The sequence below is a fragment of the Amycolatopsis sp. NPDC114503 genome (assembly GCF_055633655.1).
This window is the reverse complement of record NZ_JBVKDT010000002.1, coordinates 816,830-838,348: the sequence shown is the minus strand read 5'-3', so window position 1 is coordinate 838,348 and position 21,519 is coordinate 816,830. Positions and strand designations below refer to the sequence as shown.

The window sequence follows — 21,519 nt, the reverse complement described above, 5'->3', positions numbered from 1 at the left end:
GGCTATTCCGCAGCGAAAATGGGCGCGAAGAATGCGGCTAGTTCCGCGGTGGCCGTGAGGGGGAGAACGTTCGCCACGTACTGGTCCGGCCGGACCACCACGACCGCGCCGTCGGGTGAAATGCCGCGCGCGGCGAAAATGTCGTCCGCCGGGTCTGCCGCGTAGACCTTCTCGTAGTCGATCAGGTCGAAGGGGCCGGTTCGCGGCAAGAAGACCTCCGGGACCTCGCCGAGATCGATGTCCTCGTACGGTCCGGGGTAGATCACCTTGACGTCGAACCAGGCGTCGGAGTCCAGGTTCTTCGGGGTGTGGGCGATCACGGGGGAGTCCGGTGAGCTGCCCAGCCATTCGGCGAATCCGGTCAACGAGGCAGGCGAAGCAGCCGAGGCGGGGGCGAAAACGTAGATGCGCCAACGGCCGTCGGCTTGCGCATGGTGTCCTAAGTGGACCAGATTCGCGTCGCAGACCCGCATGGCGGGAGCAGACTTGAAGCGTTTGCCGATCGGGAACCCGGTCGCCAGATCCTGGTGCTCCGGCGAGGCGATGAGCACCGAAGGCTGGTAGCACGTCATGAAACCGGACGGGAACTCGAAAGTCTTGACGTAGAACTCTTCCAGTTCCGCCGGATCGGCCAGGTCTTCCGGCCGGGTCGCCATGAGCGTCGACCATTCCTTGTCGAAGTCGATGAGGTTTTTCGCGATCAGCTGGCGTTCCGCGGAGTAAGTGGCCAGCAGCGAAGCCGGACCGCGGCCGTCCAGGACGTGGCCTAGTTTCCAGCCGAGGTTGAACCCGTCCTGCATCGAGACATTCATGCCCTGTCCGGCTTTCGCGCTGTGCGTGTGGCAGGCGTCGCCGGTGATGAAGACACGCGGCAGGCGATTGTCGCCGACGGGGACGTCGTCGAATTTGTCGGTGAGACGGTGGCCGACCTCGTACACGCTGTGCCACGCCACATTCTTGACGTCCACAGTGTAGGGACGCATGATCGCGTTGGCGCGCGCGATGATCTGGTCGATGGTCGTCTTCCGGACGGCTCCGTGGTCGTCCTCGGACACCTCGCCCAGGTCGACGTACATCCGGAACAGCGCGCCGCCTTCGCGGGGGATCAGCAGGATGTTGCCGCCGTCGTGGGACTGGATGGCGCATTTCGTGCGGATGTCCGGGAAATCGGTGACGGCGAGGACGTCCATCACGCCCCACGCGTGCAAAGCCTGGTCTCCGACGAGTTCCCGGCCGATCGACTCGCGCACCGCGCTGCGTGCGCCGTCGCAGCCGACCACGTATTTGGCTCGGACGACGCGATCCTCGCCGGCGCGCGGGCCGACGGTATGGCGCAGCGTGACGGCCGCTGGATATTCGTCGCCCTCGGCAATGGTCAGCGACTGGAATTCCAGGCCGAAATCGGGAGTCGTCCGGCTCGGCGAGTTCGCCATGTACTCGGCGAAATAGTCCTGCACCCGGGCCTGGTTCACGATGAGGTGCGGGAACTCGCTGATCCCGGTGGGGTCGTCGGGCACGCGCGACGACCGGACGATGCGCTTCGGGTCGGCGGGATCGGGCTTCCAGAAGGACATCGTGGTGATCCGGTACGCCTCCTCGACGATCCGGTTCGCGAAGCCGAACGCCTGGAACGTTTCGACGCTCCGCGCCTGGATCCCGTCCGCCTGGCCGACTTCGAGCCGTCCGCCGCGGCGTTCGACGATGCGCGTGGCGACGTTCGGGTACCGGGACAGCTGCGCGGCGGTGATCATGCCCGCGGGACCGGTGCCCACGATCAGCACGTCGACCTCGTCCGGCAGTTCCGCGGGCCGGTCGATTCCGGTTCCGGCGGCGGGCAGGACGCGCGGTTCGCCGGAAACGTAGCCGTGGTGGTGGAACTGCATAAGTTTCCTCACTTCGCTGTGAGCACCGGGAGCACGGTGAAGCGCCAAGGGGACCGTGTTCGATAATAGAACTCGTTGTTCAATTATTGAGTACATCGATGCTAAGGTGGGCCGCTCCGGTGCACAAGACCCCGCGGGGAAGGACCGAGTCGTGACGGAAGCCAAGCAAGCGGCCGGGTCGCAGACGTTGTCGCGCGGGCTCACCGCGCTGGAAGTTCTCGCCGAGGCCGACGCGCCGCTGTCGATCGGCGAGCTGGCGGCGCGGCTCGGGCTGCACCGGTCCATCACCTATCGCATCGTGCGCACGCTCGAAGACCACGGACTGGTCGTGCGCGGCGCCAACGGCGAGCTGGAGCTGGGGGCGAGGCTGGCGGCGTTGGCGCGCAACGTTTCCCGCGATCTCCAGTCGACCGCGTTGCCCGAGCTGACCGTGCTCGCGAACGAACTGGGCATGACGGCGTTCCTCGCGACGCTCGACGGCGAGGATTCCGTGGTCACGCTGGCCAGCGTCGAACCGCGACAGGCGACGGCGGCGGTGGCGCAGCGGCCCGGCAGCCGGCATCCGATCACCGACGGCGCACCGGGTCGCGCGATCCTGCGGCAGTTGCGCGGGGAGAAAGCGCCGTACGAAACCAGCCATGACGAGGTGATCCCCGGGCTGTCGTCGATCGCGGTGCCGCTCGCGGTGCCCGGGCAGCATCCGGCGGCGCTGGCCGTGGTGTATCTGACCGGTCCGGCTGATATCTCTGGGATCGGCGCGCGGCTGGCGGAGGCGGCGCAGGCGATCCGGGCCGAACTGCATCCGTAATGGACGCGGTGGACAGCGGCCGGGCCTGGGAAGCACGATGGCGTCCGTGGTACAGACGACGCGCTTCGCCCGCTTCCCGCTCGGACACTTCCCGACGCCGCTCGAACCGCTGGAACGGCTCACCGCGCGGCTGCGCGCACGCCATCGGGACGTACCGGACCTCTGGATCAAACGCGACGACTGCACCGGATTGGCCACCGGCGGCAACAAGACGCGCAAGCTGGAGTTCCTCGTCGGCGACGCGCTCGCACAGGGCGCCGACACGCTGATCACCCAGGGCGCGACGCAGTCCAACCACGCCCGGCAGACCGCGGCGGCCGCCGCGCGTGCCGGGCTGAGCTGCAAGTTGCTGCTGGAACAACGCCAGGTGCGCGACGAGGAGTACGAGAACTCCGGCAACGTGCTGCTCGACGAACTGCTCGGCGCGGAGATCGTGGACCGCGTACCGGCTGGAACTGATATGTCAGCGGCGATGGAAACGGTCGCCGAGAAACTGCGCGCGCAGGGGCAGCGGCCGTACGTGATCCCGGGCGGCGGGTCGAATCCGATCGGCGCGCTCGGGTACGTCCAGTGCGCGCTGGAGCTGGACGCCGCGCGGGTTCCGGTCGACTGGGTCGTGCACGCGACCGGCAGCACCGGCACTCAAGCCGGGCTGGTCGCCGGGTTGCGCGCGGTGCACAGTCCCGCGCGGGTGCTCGGCGTCAGCGTGCGGCAGCCGGAAGCGCGGCAGATCGACGCGGTGCACGGGCTGGCCGCCCGGACCGCGGAGCTGATCGGCACCGAGGTTTCCCGCGACGACGTGCTGGTGGACGACCGCTGGGTCGGCGAGGGCTACGGCGTGCCGACTCAGTCCATGGTGGACGCGGTGCGGCTGCTCGCCGAGACCGAAGGAATCCTGCTGGATCCGGTGTACTCGGGGAAGGGGTTCGCCGGCCTGCTCGGCGAGATCGCAGAAGGCCGGTTCGCCGCGACCGACACCGTCGTGTTCGTGCACACCGGCGGTGCGGTGGGGCTGTTCGGGTATCGGTCGGCCTTCCAGTGATCGCGGGCATCCTCGGCGGCATGGGTCCGGCGGCGACCGCGGAGTTCTACGCGAAACTCATCGCGCGCACGGCCGCGGAACGCGACCAGGACCATCTGCGGGTGGCGATCTGGGCGGACCCGACGGTGCCGGACCGGGTCGCCGCCGTCCTCGACGGGAGCACCGATCCTTATCCGGCTTTGCTTGCCGGGACGGAAAAACTCCGCGAGCTCGGCGCGACGGTCGTCGCGATGCCGTGCCACACCGCGCACTTCTTCCTCTCGAAGCTGGCCGCGGACAGCGGAATGCCCTTTGTGGACATGATCGCGGAAACGGCGAAATTCCTCGCCGGACGCACGGGTCCGGTCGGGCTGCTCGGCACTCGCGGGACGATCGCCGCCGGGCTGTATCCACGGGGCGTGCCCGGGATCGAATGGGTGCTGCCGTCCGAAGCAGGGCAGCGGGACGTCGACGCGGCGGTTGCGGCGGTGAAGCGCGGCGACCTGGCGAGCGGTGCGGCGCATCTCGACCGGGCGCTGGGTGATGTCGATGTGCCGCTGACCGTGCTGGCGTGCACGGAACTTCCACTGGCGACAAGGCAGGCGTCCGGGGTGCTCGATCCGACGGACCTGCTCGCCGACGCGGTGATCCGCGCCTGCGGCGGAAAACCGGTCGACGCCCGTCCGTCGGCCTGACAAAGTCCGACTATGACTGATCTGCTGACCGCCGCCGACGTGCTTCGCATGCAGGAGCTCGCGCAGCGGGTCACCGCCATCCGCCAGGACCTCGTCAACAGCGACGCGGCCTACGGCGAGCTGGCTTGGAACTGGGGCAAAGGGCATGCCGCGCAAGGCGCGAGCTGGGTTCGCCGGCTCTGGTTCGCCGGCGACGACCTCGTCGCGTGGGGCTGGGCGCAGCTGCCCCGGAGCGTGCGGCTCAACGACGGCTCAGTCAAAGACGTCACCGGCGCTTATCTGGCATATCAGGTCCATCCGGATCACGCGGCGCTGGTCGACGAGGTGATCGACTGGTTCGACGCCACCGCGGACGGCCTCGAACGCACCGTGCTTCCCGGCGCGGCGGACAAGTTCGGCCTCGAACGCTGGGCAGCGCACGGCTACGGGCCCGATCCGGACAGCCGCGGCGACACCGGATCCTGGACACAGCTGAACGAACGCGACCTCGAGGTGCTCGAAACGCCGGTGCTGCCGGACGGATTCCGCTTCCGCACCGCCGCCGAGGCCGGACCGGAGGCGGCTGTCCAGGCTCACGTGGACGCCTGGGGCGTCACCGCGTACACGCCGGAAAGCTACGAGGGCGTCCGTGCTACCCCGGCCTACCGCGGCGACCTGCACATCCTGGTCGAAGCACCGGACGGGACGATGGCGGCGTCCACGATCATGTGGCTCGACGAGGCGAACAAGACCGCCGAATTCGAGCCGGTCGGCACCCACCCGGACTACCGGCGGCTCGGGCTGGGCCGCGCGATGCTGCTGCACGGCATGGACCGCGCGCGGGCGGCCGGGGCCACTCACGCGACGGTCGCTTGCCTTGGCGCGCCTGGACATCCGTCGGCGCGAGGGTTGTATTACAGCGTCGGGTTCAGCGAGATTTGCCGGGATGTGCCGCTGCTCAAGCCTGCGTGAGCGGGGGCTGCCCCATCCGCGTCGCCCCGAACTTCGCGGACGTCCGGACCGCGTCGAAGCCGTAGCCGATCATGGCCGTTTCGTACTCCCGCAGTGCCGGAAGGAGGTCGGTGCCGGCCTCGGCGAGCTTCGCGGCGAGCAGTTCGGCGTCGCGCAGGGCGGTGTTCGCGCCGACACCGACCGCTGGGCTCATCGCGTGGATCGCGTCGCCGAGCAGGGTCACCGACGTGGTCGGCCACGGCTCGATCGGCACGCTGGTGCGCATGAAGACGGGGAACAGCGTCTCCGGATCGGCGAGGGACAGCAGTTCGCTCGCCTTCGGATTCCACTGGCGGGCCAAGGAAACCGTCATGTCCCGCAACTCGAGCCCGGTGGCGGCGCGGAGTTCGTCGTCGGAGTACGGCAGCAGTTCGGTGCGGGCGGCGAGGAGACACATCACGTAGTCGCTGGTGTCGGTGAGACCGGGCAGCGGTGCGGGACGCCGGGAGTGGACCGGCGCGATCCCGATGTGCTGGTTGTCCGGGCCGGAGAGCCCGTGGTAGATGCCGAACCACTCGTCGGGGATGAGCTCGGCGGTCTCGCGGGTGAGCGGGAAGCGGCCGTACATGATGCGGATGCCGGTGTCGACCACGCGCGCATGCGGCAGGTATTGCCGTCGTATCACGGAATTCACGCCGTCGGCGGCGACCAAGACGTCGGCGGACGCGGTCGATCCGTCGGCGAACGTCGCGGTGACGGTGTCGTCCACGTGGTATCCGGTGCACTCGCGGCCGAACTGGACGACGTCGTCCAGCCCGTGCAAGAGGATTTCGCGCAGCGTGAGCCGGTTGATCGAGACATTGCGCTCCACCGGCTCCGCTGGCGGTGTCCCGTCGAGGTAATTGGTACGCGAGGGCGTTGAACTGGCATCCCACACTGCCCGGCTGAGCCTCGCAGGGAGCAGCCGGTCGAGCGCGTCGAGGCCGTTCGCGTCGATCCGCAGGCGGTACCCCTGCAACCGGCCGACCGTTGAGATATCACGTTCGCAGACTGTGACGGCAACCCCGGCGCGGTGCAATCCCTGGGCGAGCGCGAGTCCGCCGACGCCGGCGCCGATGATCAGGACGCGAAGTTTTCCGGGCACAGCGATTCCCCTTCCGAATACGGCACAAGGGGACGTGCTGGACGCACCGGAGAGGTGCGGGTACGAGCGCTGCGCGCCGCCCGGACTACCTACCGGGCTGTGGCTTTCGACGTCCTCGGTCACCTTAGCTTTTTCCGGAAGCGGATTGTCAAGGACCGATTTCCGCCTAGGCTGGACACATGTGCGCGATCGGGCCGGAGATCCGCGGGATCCGGGTGGAACTGCTGACCGCCCCGGACTGCCCGAACGCCGAGGCGGCCCGGTCGCTGGTGGCCGGCTGCCTCGCCGAGAGCGGCCTCGACGCGGCGGTCGTCGAACGCGTCGGCCGCTATCGCTCGCCGACGATCCTGGTCGACGGGGTCGACGTGATGGGGACGGCCGGGTCGGTCGCGGGGGACGCGTGCCGGCTCGACCTGCCGACCCGCGAGCGGGTGCTGGCCGCGTTGACGGGCCGGGGCTGAGCATCGGCAGCGTCCGTTGAGGACAGTGCGGTAATAAACCGACCGGAATCCGCCGTCTTTCGTCAGCGGCAACCGGATTCCGGTACGGGACAAGCCGTGCTAGGCAACATTACAGATGTAATGTAGCATCGGCCCGAGTGTTGCCGAGGAGGTGCGGATGAGCAGGTCCGGAAGTCCGGACGACCCGACCGGGATGAAGCTCGCCCTGCGCCGGGCGGCGGTCGGCGTGGTCGCTTCGGAAGGGCTGCGCGGCCTCACTTACCGCGCCGTCGCCCGCGCGGCGGGCTGCACCACCGGCGCGGTCCAGCACCACTTCTCCTCGATCGACGACCTCCTCCAGTCCTCTTTGGACCTCGTGCTGGAGGAAAGCGCGGAGAACGGCCTGATCGGCGCCCGCACCGGCGTCTACGCGGACGGTCCCGAGGTGCGCCAGCGGTTCCGGGACAGCGCGGACCTGCAAGTGTTCCAGTATCAGCTGGTCGTGGAATCGGCGCGGCGGCCCGAATTGCGGCCGATCGTCCGGCGGCTCTACGACGGCTATCTCGCCGCGGTCGGCAAGGAATTGTCGGCCGACGGCGGGCTGGCCCAGCTCGTCTTCTACGCCCTCGACGGAATGTTCTTGCACCAGGTGGCGGACCCGGACGTCGATCCGGGCCCGGCGCTCGAAGCCCTGCGCGGCCTGCTCGCGGCCGCGCGTTAGCCGAACCCGACCACACCCGCACCCCGGCCGCGCACGACGTCGCCGGGGCAGAAGTGTTTCCCGAAGACGTTGTGCCGCAACGACTCCACACTGTCCTTTCCGGAATTTCGCCGCCGTCCAGGTGTTGACTTAATCAACACCGAGGGGTCAGACTCGGCGCATCCCCGAACCCGCCGACCCGAAAGGCGTACCGATGCCCGACACCGCCGCCGCGACCTTGCTGATCGACGGCCGCTGGCAGTCCGCCCCGGCGACGTTCGACGTCGTCGACCCCGCGAGCCTCGCCGTCCTCGGCCAGGCCTCCGACGCGGGGCCCGGCCAGGCGCGGGACGCGCTGGCCTCGGCCGCGCAAGCCGCCCGGGGCTGGGCGGACACCGACCCGGAGACCCGCAGCGGCCACCTCCGCGCCGCGGCCGCCGGAATCCGGGCGCGGCACAGCGAACTCGCCGCGTTGCTCAGCCGCGAGAACGGGAAACCGCTCGCCGAAGCGAACGGCGAACTGGCCGGAGCGGCCCGGATGCTGGAGTGGGCCGCCGAGGAGGGCCGCCGCGCGTACGGGCGGGTCACCCCGGCGAACGCGGCCGGTCCGGGCCTCGTGCTGCGCGCGCCGGTCGGCCCGGTGCTCGCGATCACGCCGTGGAACTTCCCGGCCAGCATGCTGATCCGCAAGGTCGGGCTCGCGCTCGCGGCGGGCTGTCCGGTCATCGCCAAACCGGCTGAGCAAACCCCGTTGATCGCCACCGCGCTGCTGGAGATCGTGCAGGACACCGGATTGCCCCACGGAGTGCTGCAGTCGCTGACCACCACGCGGCCCGCCGAACTCGTCGGCGCACTGCTGGCCGACCGCCGCCTGCGCAAGGTCAGCTTCACCGGTTCCACGGAAGTAGGGCTGGGGCTGCTGCGTCAGACCGGCGACATTCTTCGCCGCACGTCGCTCGAAATGGGCGGGCATTCGCCGGCGATCGTGTTCGAGGACGCCGATCTCGAAGCCGCTGCCGCGGGCGTTGTCGCCGGGAAGTTCTTCAATGCCGGGCAAAGCTGCACGGCGGTGAACCGGCTGTACGTCCACGAAAGCATCCGTGACGACCTGCTTTCCTTGATCGAAAAGAAAACCGCCGCACTGAAAGTCGGCCGGGGCGACGCCGAGGGCACCGCCATCGGGCCGCTGATCGACGAAGCCGGGCTGGCGAAGGTGGAGAACCAGGTCGCGGACGCCGTCGGCAAGGGCGCGCGCGTGCTCGTCGGCGGCAACCGGTGGACGGATTCCGCGCTGCCAGGCCATTTCTTCGAGCCGACCGTGCTGGTCGACGTCACGCCGGACATGCTCATCAGCCACGAGGAAACGTTCGGCCCCGTACTCGCCGTCGCCGCTTTCCGCACCGACGACGAAGCCGTGGAATTGGCCAACGCCACCGATTACGGCCTCGCCGCCTATGTGTTCGGCACCGATCTTCGCCGCATCTGGCGCACGCTCGACCGGCTCGACTTCGGCGTGTTCGGCGTCAACGACCCGGCACCCGTGCGCCCGGAACTTCCGTTCGGCGGCCAGAAGAACTCCGGCCAGGAACGTGAAGGCGGGGCCGAAGGAATCGACGCCTACACCGAGACCAAAGCCGTCGCTCTGCGGTTCTGAACCGCTCCCCGAAAGGAATCCGCCTTGACCACCGCTGACCTCGCCGTCGCCGACCGGCGCACCCTCATCCATCCGCACACCGTCATCGGAGCCCCGGCCGAACCGCTGGTCCTCGACCGCGGCGAAGGCGCGCTGCTGTGGGACACCGAAGGCAATCAGTACATCGACGGCACCTGCGGCCTGTGGCAGTGCCCGGTCGGCCACGGCCGCGCCGAACTCGCCGACGTCGCCGCCGAGCAGATCCGCAAGCTGGAGTTCTACTCGTCCTTCGGCGACTACTCCAACGAGCCGTCGATCCGCCTCGCTGAACGCCTGCTGTCGCTCGCCCCGGCGGGTCTGGAGCGCGTTTTCCTCACCAACGGCGGGTCAGAAGGCAACGAAACCGCGATCAAACTCGCCCGCCTCGCCTTCCACCACGCCGGTTCGCCGGAACGCACTGTGGTGCTGGCGCGGCACGGCGGTTACCACGGCATGGGCGGCGCGTCGCTGGCCGCGACCGGGATCGAGGGCCTGCGGGCCGGGTACGGACCGCTGCTGCCGGACGTCGAATGGCTGGGCAAACCGCACGGCCTCGAACACGGTCCACACGCGACTGACCTGCTGGTGGCGGAGCTGGAAAAACGCATCGAGGAGATCGGTCCACATCGGATCGCGGCGTTCATCGGGGAACCGGTGCTCGGCGTCGGCGGGATGGTGCCGCCGCCGGAGGGCTATTGGCCGCGCGTGCAGGAAGTGCTGCGGCGGCACGGGATTCTCCTGATCGTCGACGAGATCGTGACCGCGTTCGGCCGCACCGGGCACTGGTTCGGCAGCGAGCACTTCGGCGTCGAACCGGACATGATCGTCACCGCGAAGGGGCTCACCAGCGGGTACATCCCGATGGGTGCGGTCCTTATCGGACGGAGGGTGCTCGAACTCGCTGAAGGCGCGACGTTCCTGCACGGTTTCACCTACAACGGCCACCCGGTCGGCTCCGCGGTCGCGTTGGCGAACCTGGACATCATCGAAAAGGAGAACCTGCTCGAACGCGCCACTGTCCTCGGCGCCCGGCTGCGCGCGCGGCTCGATCCGCTCGCCGAGCTGCCGCACGTGCGCGAGGTCCGCGGCGTCGGACTGATGCTCGGCATCGAGTTCGCCGACCAGCCCACCGCGCCGGTGCAGGCGGGCTGCCGCGCGGACGGCGTGGTGGTCCGCGCGTCCGGGACGAGCATCGTGCTGTCCCCGCCGCTGGTGATCACCGAGGACCAGATCGACACTTTGGCCGACGTGCTGTGCAAGCACGTCGCGGCCGCGGCGAGCTGAACGGAGGAGCCATGAGACGCCGGATACCGACGCTGCTGTCCGCCGCGCTTCTGCTCACCACTGCCGGCTGCGCGATCTCCGAGGGCGGCCCGAACTCGCTCGTGTTCGCCTCCTACGGCCAAGGCGCGTACCAGGCGGGCCAGCGAGCCGCGTGGCTTGACCCGTACGAGAAGCAGACCGGGACTACCGTCACCATCGACGGCCCGTCGAGCAACGCCAAGCTGAAGGCGATGGTCGAGGCGGGGAAGGTGACCTGGGACGTCGTCGACACCGACGCGTCCGCTGCCGCCGCCGTGTGCGGGAGCCTGCTCGAGCCCGTCGACATGGGAGCGCAGGCCGCCGGATTCCCGGAGGGCTCGCTCACCGATTGCGGGGTGCCGGACGCGTTCTTCGGCATGATGCTGATGTACGACTCGAAGGTCTACGGCAAGAATCCGCCGGCGAAACTCGCGGATTTCTTCGACCCGAAGCAGTTTCCCGGCCGCCGCATCATCTACGGCGGAGACCCGAGCGTCGGCACCATCGAGGCCGCGCTGCTGGCCGACGGCGTGCCGAGGGACAAGCTGTACCCGCTCGACATGCGCCGCGCGCTGCGGATGTACGACCGGATCCGGCCGCAGCTGTCGATCACCAGCACGTACGGCGACCAGCAGCAGCGCATGGCCGGCGGTCAGGCGGACATGGCGCTGATCGTCAGCGCACGGGCGTTTTCGCTGCTCAAGGCCGGTGCGACGAACTGGAAAGTGGTGCCTGACATCCCAGTCCCGGTGACCTGGGATGTCCTGGTGGTGCCGAAGGGGACGGCACGCGCCGAGGAGGCGAAGAAGCTCATCCGCTTCGCCTCGCAACCGGCGCAAGCGGCGGACTTCGCCGCGCGGGCGGGCGTGGGACCGGCCAACACGGCCGCCCCCGCCGCCCGTTCGGAGATCGGCCGCCAGCTCGACATCTGGGGCGAGGGCAAGGAGGACTTGCGAGTGCTCAGCAACGTGCGTTATTGGGCGGCGAACCGGCCCGCGCTGGTGAAGGCGTGGTCGGATTGGACGACCGGATGACCGCCGTGGCGACCCGGCCCCCGGCTTTGCCGCAGGCCGGGCCCGAGAGACGGCGGACTTCGTGGCTGCTGCTCCCTGCGGCGGCGGTGGTGCTGGTGTTCTTCTTCTACCCGCTGGCCGTGATCCTGTGGCGGAGCTTCACCGAGCCGTCGTTCGGAGTCGGCAACTACCTGGCGGTGCTCGGCGACGAGGTGCAGATCCGCGTGATGCTGCGGACTTTGCGGACCGCGCTGATCATCACCGCGGCCACGCTCGTCATCGCCTATCCCTACGCCTACGCGATGACACTCGTCGGCCGTCGCGCCCGGTCGGTGCTGACGCTGCTGGTCCTGATGCCGTTCTGGACGAGCCTGATGGCGCGCAACTTCGCCTGGTACGTGCTCGAACAGCGCGGCGGCGTCATCCAGAAGGCGCTGTCGGCGATCGGCATCGACGGGGTCGTGTTGCTGGGTTCGGTGGCCGGCGTGACCGTCGCGATGGTGCAGGTGATGCTGCCGTTCATGGTGCTGCCGCTGCAAAGCTCGATGCTCAGCATCGACCGCAGCTTGCTGCACGCTGCGGGCAGCCTCGGCGCGCGGCGTCCGGTGGCGTTCCTGCGGGTGTACGTGCCGCTGTCGATGCCGGGCGTGCTGGCCGGGGTGTCGGTGGTTTTCATCATGTCGCTGGGCTTCTACATCACCCCGGCGCTGCTCGGCACGCCGCAGCAGGCGCTGGTCGCGCAGGTGATCGGCACCCAGGTCAACGATCTGCTCGACTTCGCGGGCGCCGGTGCGCTCGGGACGATCCTGCTGGTCGTCACGCTGGTGGTGCTCGCTGTGCTCGGCCGCGTGGCCGCGCCGGTGGGCACCAGTGCGGCTGGAGGTGCCGGCCGTGGCTGACAATCCGTCTATCAGCAGGGCCGCCGCGGTGCGGCAGCGGAGCCTCGGCTGGGGCCTGCGCGTGTGGGTCGTGCTCGTCGCGTTCGTGCTGGTCGCGCCGACGCTCGTGGTGATCCCGATGAGCTTCGGCGCGGGCTCGACGTTCGAGTTCCCGCCGAAGGACTGGTCGTGGCACTGGTACGCGGAGTTCTTCACCAGCAAGCAATGGCTGGCCGCGCTGGCGAATTCGGTCCAGGTCGGGGTGCTCGCGGCGGCGCTGGCGACCGTGCTCGGCGTGGCGGCCGCGCTCGCGTTGGACCGGATGCGCCGGGGCAGGGGAGTCGTCCGGCAGCTGCTGATGGCGCCGATGATTCTGCCCGGCATCGTCGTCGCGGTCGCGATCTACGGGGTTTTCCTGCGCTGGCAACTGAACGGCACGATGCTCGGTTTCGTCCTGGCGCACGCGGTGCTGGGGTTGCCGTTCGTGCTCACGTCGGTGCAGACCAGCCTGGCCGGGTACGACCCGATCATGGAGAAAGCCGCGGCCAGCCTCGGCGCGCCGCGGTTCGCGACGCTGCGCAAGGTCGTGCTCCCGATCATCGCGCCCGGTGTGCTGTCCGGCTTCGTGTTCGCCTTCGCGACGTCGTTCGACGAGGTCGTGGTCGCGTTGTTCCTGCAGACGCCCGCGATCAAGACGCTGCCGGTGAAGATGTACGAATCGATCGTGCTGGAAATCGACCCGACGATCGCCGCCGCGTCGAGCCTGATCGTCGTGTTCACCACCATCCTGCTGTTCGTCCCCGCCGTTCTGCGCCGAAAAGAGCAATCATGACTGACGGAATCGCGACCGCACACGTGACGAAGGCGTACCCCGGCGTCGACCGGCCCGCCGTGGACGACGTCTCGCTGCACATCGCCGACGGCGAGTTCATGACCTTCCTCGGCCCGTCCGGTTCGGGCAAGACGACCATGCTGTCGATGATCGCCGGGTTCACGCCGCTCACGTCCGGATCGATCACTGTGGACGGTCAGGAGATCTCGCGGCTCAAACCGCACCGGCGGAATCTGGGCGTGGTTTTCCAGCAGTACGCGCTGTTCCCGCACATGTCGGTGGCACGCAATGTCGCTTTTGGACTCACTCAGCGCAAGGTGCCGAAGGCCGAGATCTCCCGGCGAGTGGACGAAGTGCTGGAGCTGGTCGGGCTGTCGGCGGTGCGGGATCGGTTGCCGCGCCAGCTCTCCGGCGGTCAGCAGCAGCGCGTCGCTCTCGCGCGAGCAGTGGTGTACGAACCGCGGGCCCTGCTGATGGACGAGCCGCTGGGGGCACTGGACAAGAAGCTGCGCGACCAGCTGCAGCGGGAAATCGCGCGGATGCACCGGGAATTGGGGATGACGTTCCTCTTCGTGACGCACGATCAGCAGGAAGCGCTCACGCTGTCGGACCGGATCGCGGTCTTCAACGACGGCCGGATCGAACAGGTCGACACGCCGGAGGAACTGTACGAGCGGCCGGAAACGTTGTTCGTCGCGCAGTTCGTCGGGGAGTCCAACGCGTTGTCGCTCACGCCGGGGGAGGTGACGATCGTACGGCCGGAACGGTTGACACTGCACACTTCGGCGGATCCAGTCCCGAGTGGACACCAGCGAGCGAGCGCGCAGGTGACCGACATCGTGTACGTCGGCGATCACACCCGGATCTGGTTGCGGTATTCCGACGGTGCGCGCGGTTGCGCGGTGCTGTCGGCCGGGGTCGCGCACGAGCACCGGCCGGGGGACGAGGTGATCGTGGCCTGGCATCCGGAGCATCAGGCCGTGGTGCCGAGCGGCGGCGTTCCGGAATTGGCGGCGGTATGACTGAGGATTTGCTGTTGCGCGGCGGCGTGGTCCGGACGTTCGATCCGGTGGCCGGGACCGCTTCCGCGGTGCTGGTTTCGGACGGCCGGATCGCCGCGGTCGGCGACGACGAGACGGTTTCCGCCGCGGCGGCACCGGAGGCGCGGGTCATCGAGCTGGCGGGCCGGACTGTCCTTCCCGGACTGAACGACGCCCATCTGCACCTGGCCTTCCACGCCGCCGCCGGCCCGGAGTTCTGTGTGGACCTTTCCGCCGCGTCCTCTTTGGACTCAGTGGCTCGCGCGCTGGCCGGCGCTCCGCCGGGGGAGTGGATCGTCGGCCGCGGCTGGCGGGAAACGACGATCGCCGAGTTCGCGGACGGCCGTGCGGTGCCGACTCGGTCCTGGCTCGACAGTGTGACTGGCGCCCAGCCGACGGTGCTGCATCACGCGTCGTCACACGAGGTTTGGGCGAACAGCGCGGCGCTGGAACGGGCAGGAATCACCGCCGCGACGCCGGATCCGGAAGCCGGGGAGATCGTGCGGGACTCCGTCGGCGAGCCGACCGGGGTTCTCGTGGAAAGCGCGCAGGAACTGGTCGCCTCGCTGGTGCCGCAGCCGAGCCGTTCCGTCCGGCTGGACGCGATCGTGCGCGGCATGGAGCGGCTGAACGCCCTCGGGATGACCAGCGTGACCGACCCGATCGTCCCGCCCGAGCTGTGGCAGGACTACCGGGACCTGCACGCCGCCGGCCGCCTCCGGATGCGGATCACCGCGCTGCTGCACTGGAACTGGCCGTCGCCGACGACGTCCGCCGCCTCGCTGGCGCGGCTGCTGGACGAGACGGACTTCGCTGTCGGGGACGATCTGCTGCGGATCGGCGGCATCAAACTGTTCGCCGACGGCGTGCCGACGCACTGCACCGCGTGGATGCACTCGCCGTACCCGTCCGGCGAGCACGGAAGCCTGGTCACCTTCGGCCCGGACGACGACGCGCGAGTGCGGGAACTGCACGAACTGATCCTGGTCGCCCACGTGCGACGGGTACGGGTGCAGGTCCACGTGACCGGGGACCGCGCCGCGGACGCGGTAGTCGACGCGATCGAGGCGGCGCAGGCAGCCGACCCGTGGCCGGACGCACGACACGCCCTGATCCACGGCACCTTCCTGTCCGCTGCGGTGCTCTCCCGCCTGGCGCGCTCCGGCATCGGCGTGATCACCAGTTCGCTGATGCGGACCTACAGCGGCCCGTCGATGGTCCGTGTCCTGGGCGAGTCTCGGTGGGCAGACGCTTTCCCCGCGCGCGCTCTGCTGGACCACGGCGTAGTGGTCGCCGACAGCTCGGACGCACCGGTGACCGTCCCGGACTGGCGCCGCGGCGTCGCGACCTTCACCGGCTCGCCCGGGCCGAACGCGTACTCTGTCGTGGCCGACCCGCTGACCAGGGAGGAAGCGCTCCGGCTGTGGACCACCGGCCCCGCCTGGCTGGAACACGCGGAGGGTTTCAAGGGCACTCTCAGCGTCGGTTCCCTCGCCGACCTGGCGGTTTTCGCCCACGATCCGGTCACTGCTGCGGACGAGGAGTTGCTGAGCGTACGGTCGGAATTGACCGTGCTCGGAGGACGTGTAGTGGCGGAGTGAGGGTTCGTGTACAGCAGCAATACCGACGCCGATCGCGGCGCTTTCGTGTGGATGGTGAAGAACGCCGTCGTCCCGCGGCCGATCGCGTGGGTGAGCACAGTGGACGGCGCGGGCGTGCGGAACCTCGCGCCGTTCAGCTACTTCGCTCCGCTGACGATGGACCCGCCGACGGTCCTTTTCTCGATTTCGGAAGCGCCGAAAGACACTCTGGCCAATATCGAGGCCCGGGGCGAGTTCGCGATCACGATCGCGTTGAGCGGTCAGGAAGAACTCGTCGCGCGCACTGCGTCCACAGTGGACTCTTCGGTGGACGAAGCGGAACAGGTCGGGTTGTCGTGGACGCCCGGGGTGCGGATCGCCGTCCCGCACCCCGCCGGGGCGGGCCCGAGCCTGGAGTGCACGCTGGTGAAGATCGAGGAGTTCCGGGGCTCGCACCTGGTGTTCGGCGAGGTGGTCGGGGTCGCGGTGGACGACCGGCTGCTGCGCGCGGACGGACGGCTGGACCAGGAGGTGTACCGGCCGGTGGGCCGCATGGGCGGCGCGACCTTCACCCGGGTGGACAACTGGGTGCGGGCGCCGATCCCCGCTCCGGAGGAGCTTCTGGCCGGGGATCAGCACTCTGACTTGGGCAGGTAGCCCTGCCGGCAGAGGTATTGGTGCTGGATTTCTCCGGAGGTCTTCGGGCGCGCTGGTCACCGGTGTTGATGCGGCCGGGACTGCCGGTGTTGACGGAGCAGGTTCCGGGCGGAGCTGGCTCGGCGCACCTGCGCTGCGACGTCCCGTGGGCGTTACCGCACCTCTCGTCGCATTTCGCGTAGCCTCGACCCCGTCCGCATCCGAGCAGGGAGGTTCCCGTGGCCGACGCAACCCTTTCCGGGGTCCTAGCCCGCTTGGCGGAGTTCGACGACCCCAAGATCCGGGCCGTCAACGAGAACCATGGCGACGACCACAGCGTCAACCTCGGCAAACTCCGTGCCCTCGCGAAAGAGCTCAAAGCCCAGCCCGACCTCGCCCGCGAACTCTGGCGGACCGGCGACACCAACGCCCGCCTGCTCGCTCTCCTCGTCGCCAGGCCGAAGCAGTTCGACCGCGACGACCTCGACACCATGCTGCGCGAGGCGGGCAAACCCAAGGTCCACGACTGGCTCGTCACGAACATCGTCAAGAAAAGCCGTTACGCCGAGGAACTCCGCGTGGCCTGGCTCGAAGACCCCGACCCGGTAGTCGCGAGCGCGGGCTGGGCGCTGACCGTCGACCGTGTCGCCAAGAAACCCGGCGGGCTCGACCTTCCCGGGCTGCTCGACGTCATCGAAGCCGAGATGAAGGCCGCCCCGGACCGGTTGCAGTGGGCGATGAACCACTGCCTCGCGCAGATCGGCATCGAAAATCCCGACCTCCGCCCGCGCGCGATCGGCATCGGGGAGCGGCTGGGCGTGCTCAAGGACTACCCGACGCCGCCGAATTGCACCTCGCCGTACGCGCCGGTGTGGATCGCGGAAATGGTCAAGCGGCAGGCTTAGCGAAAATCCCGAAAACGGCCCTGAAGCGAGCGCTGCCGCCACTGATCGCAGGCAGCCCGGTCCAGCTGACCCGCTTGCACCGCGCTCGGTGTTCCGGCTCAACCCGAGAATCTTGTCCGCCGCTTCGAAATCGCGGAACACCGGCGTAGCGACCGAAACATCGAGCAGTTCCAGCCCGACGCCAAGCGCGGCAAGGAACGGCCGACTGTCGCGTTCCGGACCATCGTCGAACACACAAACCGGTTGAACGCCCGGCTCGTCGCGAGGTCTCGGGGATCGACCACCACACCGTCCCAATCAGGCTCTGCCACACACGCCAGTCCGCCGGGTCGCAGAACCCGGTGCAGCTCAGCGAAAGCCGCCGCAGGATCGGCGACGTGCTGGACCATCCGGTCCGCCCGCGCCCGGTCGACCCTCGACTCGGCCAGCACTTGGCGTTTGCAGTCGCGTCCGGCTTCCGCGACGTGGGCGTAATAGTCGATTTCGCCCGGCCGCGGAACCCAGAAAGTCATGTCTTCGAATGAACCAGAAAAGAACGGGCCTAAGTGCGGGCCGGGGCGTCGGCGCGGCGCAGTATCTCCAGGGCGGTGTCGATGCTGTCGGACGCCGAGGCCGCGGTCAGTGCGCGCTCGGCGGCGGCGTCGCTGGTTTCCGGCGGGATGACCAAGAGAGTCAGGCGCCGGATGCGGGGCCCGATCACCACGACGGTGTGCTGCTGGAGACCGAAAAACCCGGACAGCCGCACCAGATCCGGTCCGTGCGCCAGATGCGCGGGCGCGAGATCCCAGGCGGCGGGGTTGAATCCGATCCGGTCGACCGGTCCGTAACGGCCGGAGAGCGCGGCGACCAGTGCGCTGAATTCCGCGACGGGATCGAGGGAGAGCGGCCGCCACGCGCCGTCGAAACAGCCCTTCACCGCGTCGGATCGCTTGAGCCGCAAGCGGATTCCGATCTCGGCGGACTCGACCATGGGGCTCACGGAGGGATGGTGCGGGACTGAGGTCATCGCGGAACTCCTCTCCGGAGACCTCCGGCGGGACGAGCGCGGGTCAGCGACGGTGGCGCCGCGACTGAGTTCGTTCCCGGAGCGGCTGCGAATCCGCTCGCTCGGCGGGCGAGACGGCGGGCTGGCGGAACAGGCCTCCGTAGCGCGTGTCCTGCGGCCGGACGAGGGCGCCGGGACGCGGGCTTTCGTCGACGGGATGGCTGAAGATCGGCTGGCTGACTGCGGCAGTGATGAGTTTTCCTTTCAGAGCGGCGAAAAACCGCGGCGGAACAGAGGAACCGGGCGGATGGTCCACGTCGCACCACCGCCCTCCCGAGAGGGCGCCACTGGCTGATGTCGCGGAGGCGACCGAAGCAAGGGCAGCTCGGCGGCTGACAGGCCGCGAGGGGTGACGGTGGTGTGCCGTGGGCCCGACGACAGGGCATGCGTTCGCCCTGGCCGCGAGGGACCGGGACTGTCGGCGCACGAGATGTTCTCGGACACCACCGAGCGTACACCCTTGGCCGCGCCGGGCGCGCCGCCGTGCGCTCGAAGCGGAGCGGCCGAACCGGCGAATCGGCCAGAATTCGCGGAAGATCGTGTGGTCGCAAGGGAATTCCGCGTCGCCGTGCCGAACCGCCGGAACCGGCGAGAGCACTCGAATGGGCCTGGGCCGGCGCCCGAGGAAAGTTCCTTTTGCCGGGCAAGGCCGGAACGCCCTGCGCGGCTCCCGCGGGGTGTAGGCTCAGCGGCAAGACCCTGGACCTCGGTTGTGCGATTGGGCTGTCACTGCTGCCGCCGACCGAGGAGAGCGGGACCTTCCCACACCACCGGCACCGGGACACCCCGGGCTTTCACTGCTGTCGAACCACCGCGGTCGTCCGGCACACCATCCGATGCGGAGCTGGAAAATGGACAGACTGACGGCGGGGCCGGGGCACGGAAGCGAGTTCGCCGAACTTTCGGCGCTCGTGAAGGAGGCCGGGCTGTTCCGCCGCCGTCCGGTGCATTATCTGGTGCGCGGAGGGATCGCGCTGCTGGCGTTCGGCGGGGCGTGGGTGCTGCTCGCGCTCGTCGCGGCAGGCTGGTGGCAGCTCGGCACGGCGGCGCTGCTGGCCGTGGCCTACACCCAGCTCTCCTTTCTCGGCCACGACGCCGGGCACAAGCAGATCTTCCGCGGCCGCCGCGCGAACGACGCGGCGGGCACGGCGCTGGCCGCGCTGGTCGGGCTGAGCTACGGCTGGTGGGTCGGCAAGCACACCCGCCACCACGCGAATCCGAACCTCGAAGAAGCCGACCCGGACATCGACATTCCCGCGCTGGCGTTCAGCACCCGTCAAGGCGGCGCGAAGGCGGGTTTCCTGCGCTGGATGGCGAAATACCAGGCGTTCCTGTTCTTTCCCTTGCTGCTGCTGGAAGGCGTCGACCTGCACTGGTCGGGGATCAAAGCCGTCCGCGACGGCGGGACCAAGGCCCCGCGGCTCGACGCGACCCTGCTCGTCGTCCACCTCGCCGCCTATCTCACGGCCGTGTTTCTCTTGCTGCCGCCGGGAATCGCCGCCGTTTTCGTGGTGGTGCACCACGCTGCCTGGGGTGTCTACATGGGATGCTCGTTCGCGCCCAACCACAAGGCGATGCCGCACCTGGAACCCGGGCACCGCCTGGACTTCCTCCGCCGCCAGGTGCTGACTTCGCACAACGTCCGCGGCGGCCGGTGGATGACATACGCGCTGGGCGGGCTGAACTACCAGATCGAGCACCACCTTTTCCCCAGCATCCCGATGGCGACCCTGCACAGGGCACAGCCGCTGGTGCGGGACTTCTGCCTCGCGCGCGGGATCAGCTACAGCCAGGGCGGCCTGTTCCGCACCTACGCGGACGTCCTGCGGCATTTGCACCGGGTCGGGACTCCGCTTCGGGCAGCGTCGCGAGCCGGAAGCGTCGCCCGATGACGGCCGACGGCAGACCGCGCCCGGCCGAAGCACGCGTCGAGATGAAGCCGGCGGGCGCGCGCCGCAGCAAGGTCGACGGAGGCTGGTGGCCGCGTTCGGCGGAGCTGGAGAGGGAGCTGCCGTCGCTGGTGTTCCGTCTCGAACAGCGGGTAGGACCGGTCACCCGGGTGGGATATCACCTGGAGGCGTGGGGGCTGGCCGAGCGCAAGGTGCGCCTCGGCGGCCGGACCGTGCGGTTGGAGGGCTTCCGGTCGACCGACCCGGACATGATCACGGTGATCGGCACGGAGTCCCGGCGGGTGCACCTGCTGGTGATCCGTCCGGAGGTGCCCGGCGGGATCGCCCGCGCCGTGCTCCGGTCGGCCTCGGACGGCGATTCCACCGCCACCTCCGCGGAAATCCTCTCCGGCAACGGCGTTCCGTCCGGGGCCGAGACGGCTGATCCCCTGCAGAGCACCTCGTGACGCCCGTGCTGCCGGCGGCCGGGAACTGCGCGGTCTGCCCCCACGAAAACGACTCGCACGACGAGATCGCGAGCCGCTTCTGCGCCGCGACCGCCTCGGGCGGCTTGCACCGCCGCTGCGCGTGCTCCGCCGAAACCCTCGCAACAACCCGGAAAGCCAGGAAAGAGGACCGCATCATGCCCGACGAAATCAGCTACGTGTCGCGATACGACCAGCGCATCGCCTCCGTTCGAGCCGTACTGGAGGAGGACACCGGCCTGACCGGCACCGCCTGCCAGGACCTCGCGGTGCGGCTGCTGCACCTGATCGACGAAGCGCCGGAGAAATTGCGGCGATGAGAACCCGCTGGACCCGGTCGTCGCGGCCGGATCCAGCGGACCCCCGGCGCGACTGCCGGGGAGGCCGGGCTCCCGCGGTTTCCGCGAGCCGGTGAAGCGGCTTCTCGTCGAGCGCACGTCTCCGAGCGCCAGCTCCCGTCTCGTCGGTTGCCCCCGCGCGAATGTGCGGCGCCGCCCGGCGTTTCCTGAATCGAACTTCCCCGGACGCCTTCGCCGGAACGACCTCCGGCGGCCGCGATTCCGCCGGGCTTTCCCCGGAAAACCGCCGGAACTCCGCGCCGCGCGAATGCCGTATCCGACA

Annotated in this window: 22 protein-coding genes and 1 pseudogene; 19 read left to right on the top strand and 4 right to left on the bottom strand. The window is 69.2% G+C overall.

Annotated features, from left to right (window positions below; genetic code table 11):
• Nucleotides 1–2: 2 nt before the first annotated feature.
• The gene (locus ACZ7OI_RS11695) at nt 3–1,883 is read right to left on the bottom strand and encodes an FAD-binding monooxygenase (RefSeq protein WP_470264122.1); all 1,881 of its coding nucleotides are present in this window, start codon (nt 1,881–1,883) and stop codon (nt 3–5) included.
• Between the two features lie 151 nt (nt 1,884–2,034).
• On the opposite strand from ACZ7OI_RS11695, the gene ACZ7OI_RS11690 reads away from it, so the two are divergent.
• From ACZ7OI_RS11690 to ACZ7OI_RS11675, 4 genes are read left to right on the top strand one after another with little or no spacing between them, the layout of a single operon-like run.
• Entirely contained in the window at nt 2,035–2,691 is a 657-nt protein-coding gene (locus ACZ7OI_RS11690; RefSeq protein WP_470264121.1) for an IclR family transcriptional regulator, read from the top strand.
• Between the two features lie 37 nt (nt 2,692–2,728).
• Nucleotides 2,729–3,733 carry a D-cysteate sulfo-lyase gene (cuyA, locus tag ACZ7OI_RS11685; protein ID WP_470264120.1) on the top strand — a complete coding sequence of 335 codons (1,005 nt, stop codon included), beginning with the start codon at nt 2,729–2,731 and terminating at the stop codon, nt 3,731–3,733.
• Entirely contained in the window at nt 3,730–4,407 is a 678-nt protein-coding gene (gene cuyB, locus ACZ7OI_RS11680) for a cysteate racemase (RefSeq protein WP_470264119.1), read from the top strand. The genes cuyA and cuyB overlap by 4 nt, the downstream gene beginning before the upstream one ends.
• Nucleotides 4,408–4,419: 12 nt before the next feature.
• The gene (locus tag ACZ7OI_RS11675) at nt 4,420–5,358 is read left to right on the top strand and encodes a GNAT family N-acetyltransferase (protein ID WP_470264118.1); all 939 of its coding nucleotides are present in this window, start codon (nt 4,420–4,422) and stop codon (nt 5,356–5,358) included.
• Here the strand turns inward: ACZ7OI_RS11675 and ACZ7OI_RS11670 are convergent.
• The gene (locus tag ACZ7OI_RS11670) at nt 5,345–6,481 is read right to left on the bottom strand and encodes an FAD-dependent oxidoreductase (protein ID WP_470264117.1); all 1,137 of its coding nucleotides are present in this window, start codon (nt 6,479–6,481) and stop codon (nt 5,345–5,347) included. The genes ACZ7OI_RS11675 and ACZ7OI_RS11670 overlap by 14 nt on opposite strands.
• Before the next feature lie 179 nt (nt 6,482–6,660).
• Here ACZ7OI_RS11670 and ACZ7OI_RS11665 point away from each other — a divergent pair, with 179 nt between their 5' ends.
• The 11 genes from ACZ7OI_RS11665 (at nt 6,661) to ACZ7OI_RS11615 (ending at nt 17,479) form a co-directional block, all read left to right on the top strand.
• A complete protein-coding gene (locus ACZ7OI_RS11665) occupies nt 6,661–6,942 on the top strand; it encodes an alkylmercury lyase (protein WP_470264116.1) in 282 nt (93 codons plus the stop codon).
• 157 nt (nt 6,943–7,099) lie between these two features.
• Nucleotides 7,100–7,642 (top strand): TetR/AcrR family transcriptional regulator, encoded by a 543-nt coding sequence (locus tag ACZ7OI_RS11660; protein WP_470264115.1) that lies wholly within the window; start codon nt 7,100–7,102, stop codon nt 7,640–7,642.
• A 193-nt stretch (nt 7,643–7,835) separates the two neighbouring features.
• Nucleotides 7,836–9,275 carry an aldehyde dehydrogenase family protein gene (locus tag ACZ7OI_RS11655; protein ID WP_470264114.1) on the top strand — a complete coding sequence of 480 codons (1,440 nt, stop codon included), beginning with the start codon at nt 7,836–7,838 and terminating at the stop codon, nt 9,273–9,275.
• Nucleotides 9,276–9,299: 24 nt separating this feature from the next.
• Nucleotides 9,300–10,577: an aminotransferase family protein gene (locus ACZ7OI_RS11650; protein ID WP_470264113.1), complete on the top strand. Its 1,278-nt coding sequence runs from the start codon at nt 9,300–9,302 to the stop codon at nt 10,575–10,577.
• Between the two features lie 11 nt (nt 10,578–10,588).
• The gene (locus ACZ7OI_RS11645) at nt 10,589–11,629 is read left to right on the top strand and encodes an extracellular solute-binding protein (protein WP_470264112.1); all 1,041 of its coding nucleotides are present in this window, start codon (nt 10,589–10,591) and stop codon (nt 11,627–11,629) included.
• The gene (locus ACZ7OI_RS11640) at nt 11,626–12,507 is read left to right on the top strand and encodes an ABC transporter permease (protein WP_470264319.1); all 882 of its coding nucleotides are present in this window, start codon (nt 11,626–11,628) and stop codon (nt 12,505–12,507) included. Before ACZ7OI_RS11645 ends, ACZ7OI_RS11640 begins: the two co-directional genes overlap by 4 nt.
• A complete protein-coding gene (locus tag ACZ7OI_RS11635; RefSeq protein WP_470264111.1) occupies nt 12,500–13,318 on the top strand; it encodes an ABC transporter permease in 819 nt (272 codons plus the stop codon). Before ACZ7OI_RS11640 ends, ACZ7OI_RS11635 begins: the two co-directional genes overlap by 8 nt.
• Nucleotides 13,315–14,340: an ABC transporter ATP-binding protein gene (locus ACZ7OI_RS11630; RefSeq protein WP_470264110.1), complete on the top strand. Its 1,026-nt coding sequence runs from the start codon at nt 13,315–13,317 to the stop codon at nt 14,338–14,340. The genes ACZ7OI_RS11635 and ACZ7OI_RS11630 overlap by 4 nt, the downstream gene beginning before the upstream one ends.
• Nucleotides 14,337–15,959 (top strand): amidohydrolase, encoded by a 1,623-nt coding sequence (locus tag ACZ7OI_RS11625; protein ID WP_470264109.1) that lies wholly within the window; start codon nt 14,337–14,339, stop codon nt 15,957–15,959. Before ACZ7OI_RS11630 ends, ACZ7OI_RS11625 begins: the two co-directional genes overlap by 4 nt.
• Before the next feature lie 6 nt (nt 15,960–15,965).
• Complete coding sequence (locus ACZ7OI_RS11620) at nt 15,966–16,595, top strand: flavin reductase family protein (RefSeq protein ID WP_470264108.1); 630 nt, start codon at nt 15,966–15,968, stop codon at nt 16,593–16,595.
• A gap of 218 nt (nt 16,596–16,813) precedes the next feature.
• The gene (locus ACZ7OI_RS11615) at nt 16,814–17,479 is read left to right on the top strand and encodes a DNA alkylation repair protein (RefSeq protein ID WP_470264107.1); all 666 of its coding nucleotides are present in this window, start codon (nt 16,814–16,816) and stop codon (nt 17,477–17,479) included.
• Between the two features lie 98 nt (nt 17,480–17,577).
• On the opposite strand, the gene ACZ7OI_RS11610 is transcribed toward ACZ7OI_RS11615, so the two are convergent.
• Both ACZ7OI_RS11610 and ACZ7OI_RS11605 read right to left on the bottom strand, forming a co-directional pair.
• Complete coding sequence (locus ACZ7OI_RS11610) at nt 17,578–17,868, bottom strand: methyltransferase domain-containing protein (protein ID WP_470264318.1); 291 nt, start codon at nt 17,866–17,868, stop codon at nt 17,578–17,580.
• A 152-nt stretch (nt 17,869–18,020) separates the two neighbouring features.
• A complete protein-coding gene (locus ACZ7OI_RS11605) occupies nt 18,021–18,449 on the bottom strand; it encodes a DUF5994 family protein (RefSeq protein WP_470264317.1) in 429 nt (142 codons plus the stop codon).
• Between the two features lie 926 nt (nt 18,450–19,375).
• On the opposite strand from ACZ7OI_RS11605, the gene ACZ7OI_RS11600 reads away from it, so the two are divergent.
• The 4 genes and pseudogenes from ACZ7OI_RS11600 to ACZ7OI_RS11585 all read left to right on the top strand — a co-directional run bounded on the left by ACZ7OI_RS11600 (nt 19,376) and on the right by ACZ7OI_RS11585 (nt 21,218).
• Entirely contained in the window at nt 19,376–20,416 is a 1,041-nt protein-coding gene (locus ACZ7OI_RS11600; RefSeq protein ID WP_470264106.1) for a fatty acid desaturase family protein, read from the top strand.
• Nucleotides 20,413–20,880, top strand: a complete 468-nt coding sequence (locus tag ACZ7OI_RS11595) for a DUF5994 family protein (protein ID WP_470264105.1) — start codon at nt 20,413–20,415, stop codon at nt 20,878–20,880. Before ACZ7OI_RS11600 ends, ACZ7OI_RS11595 begins: the two co-directional genes overlap by 4 nt.
• A pseudogene (locus ACZ7OI_RS11590) lies at nt 20,877–20,996 on the top strand (RGCVC family protein); the annotation flags it as partial. The gene ACZ7OI_RS11595 and the pseudogene ACZ7OI_RS11590, both read left to right, overlap by 4 nt.
• A gap of 60 nt (nt 20,997–21,056) precedes the next feature.
• On the top strand, nt 21,057–21,218 hold the full coding sequence (locus ACZ7OI_RS11585; protein WP_470264316.1) for a DUF6307 family protein: 162 nt from the start codon (nt 21,057–21,059) through the stop codon (nt 21,216–21,218).
• Nucleotides 21,219–21,519 lie beyond the last annotated feature (301 nt).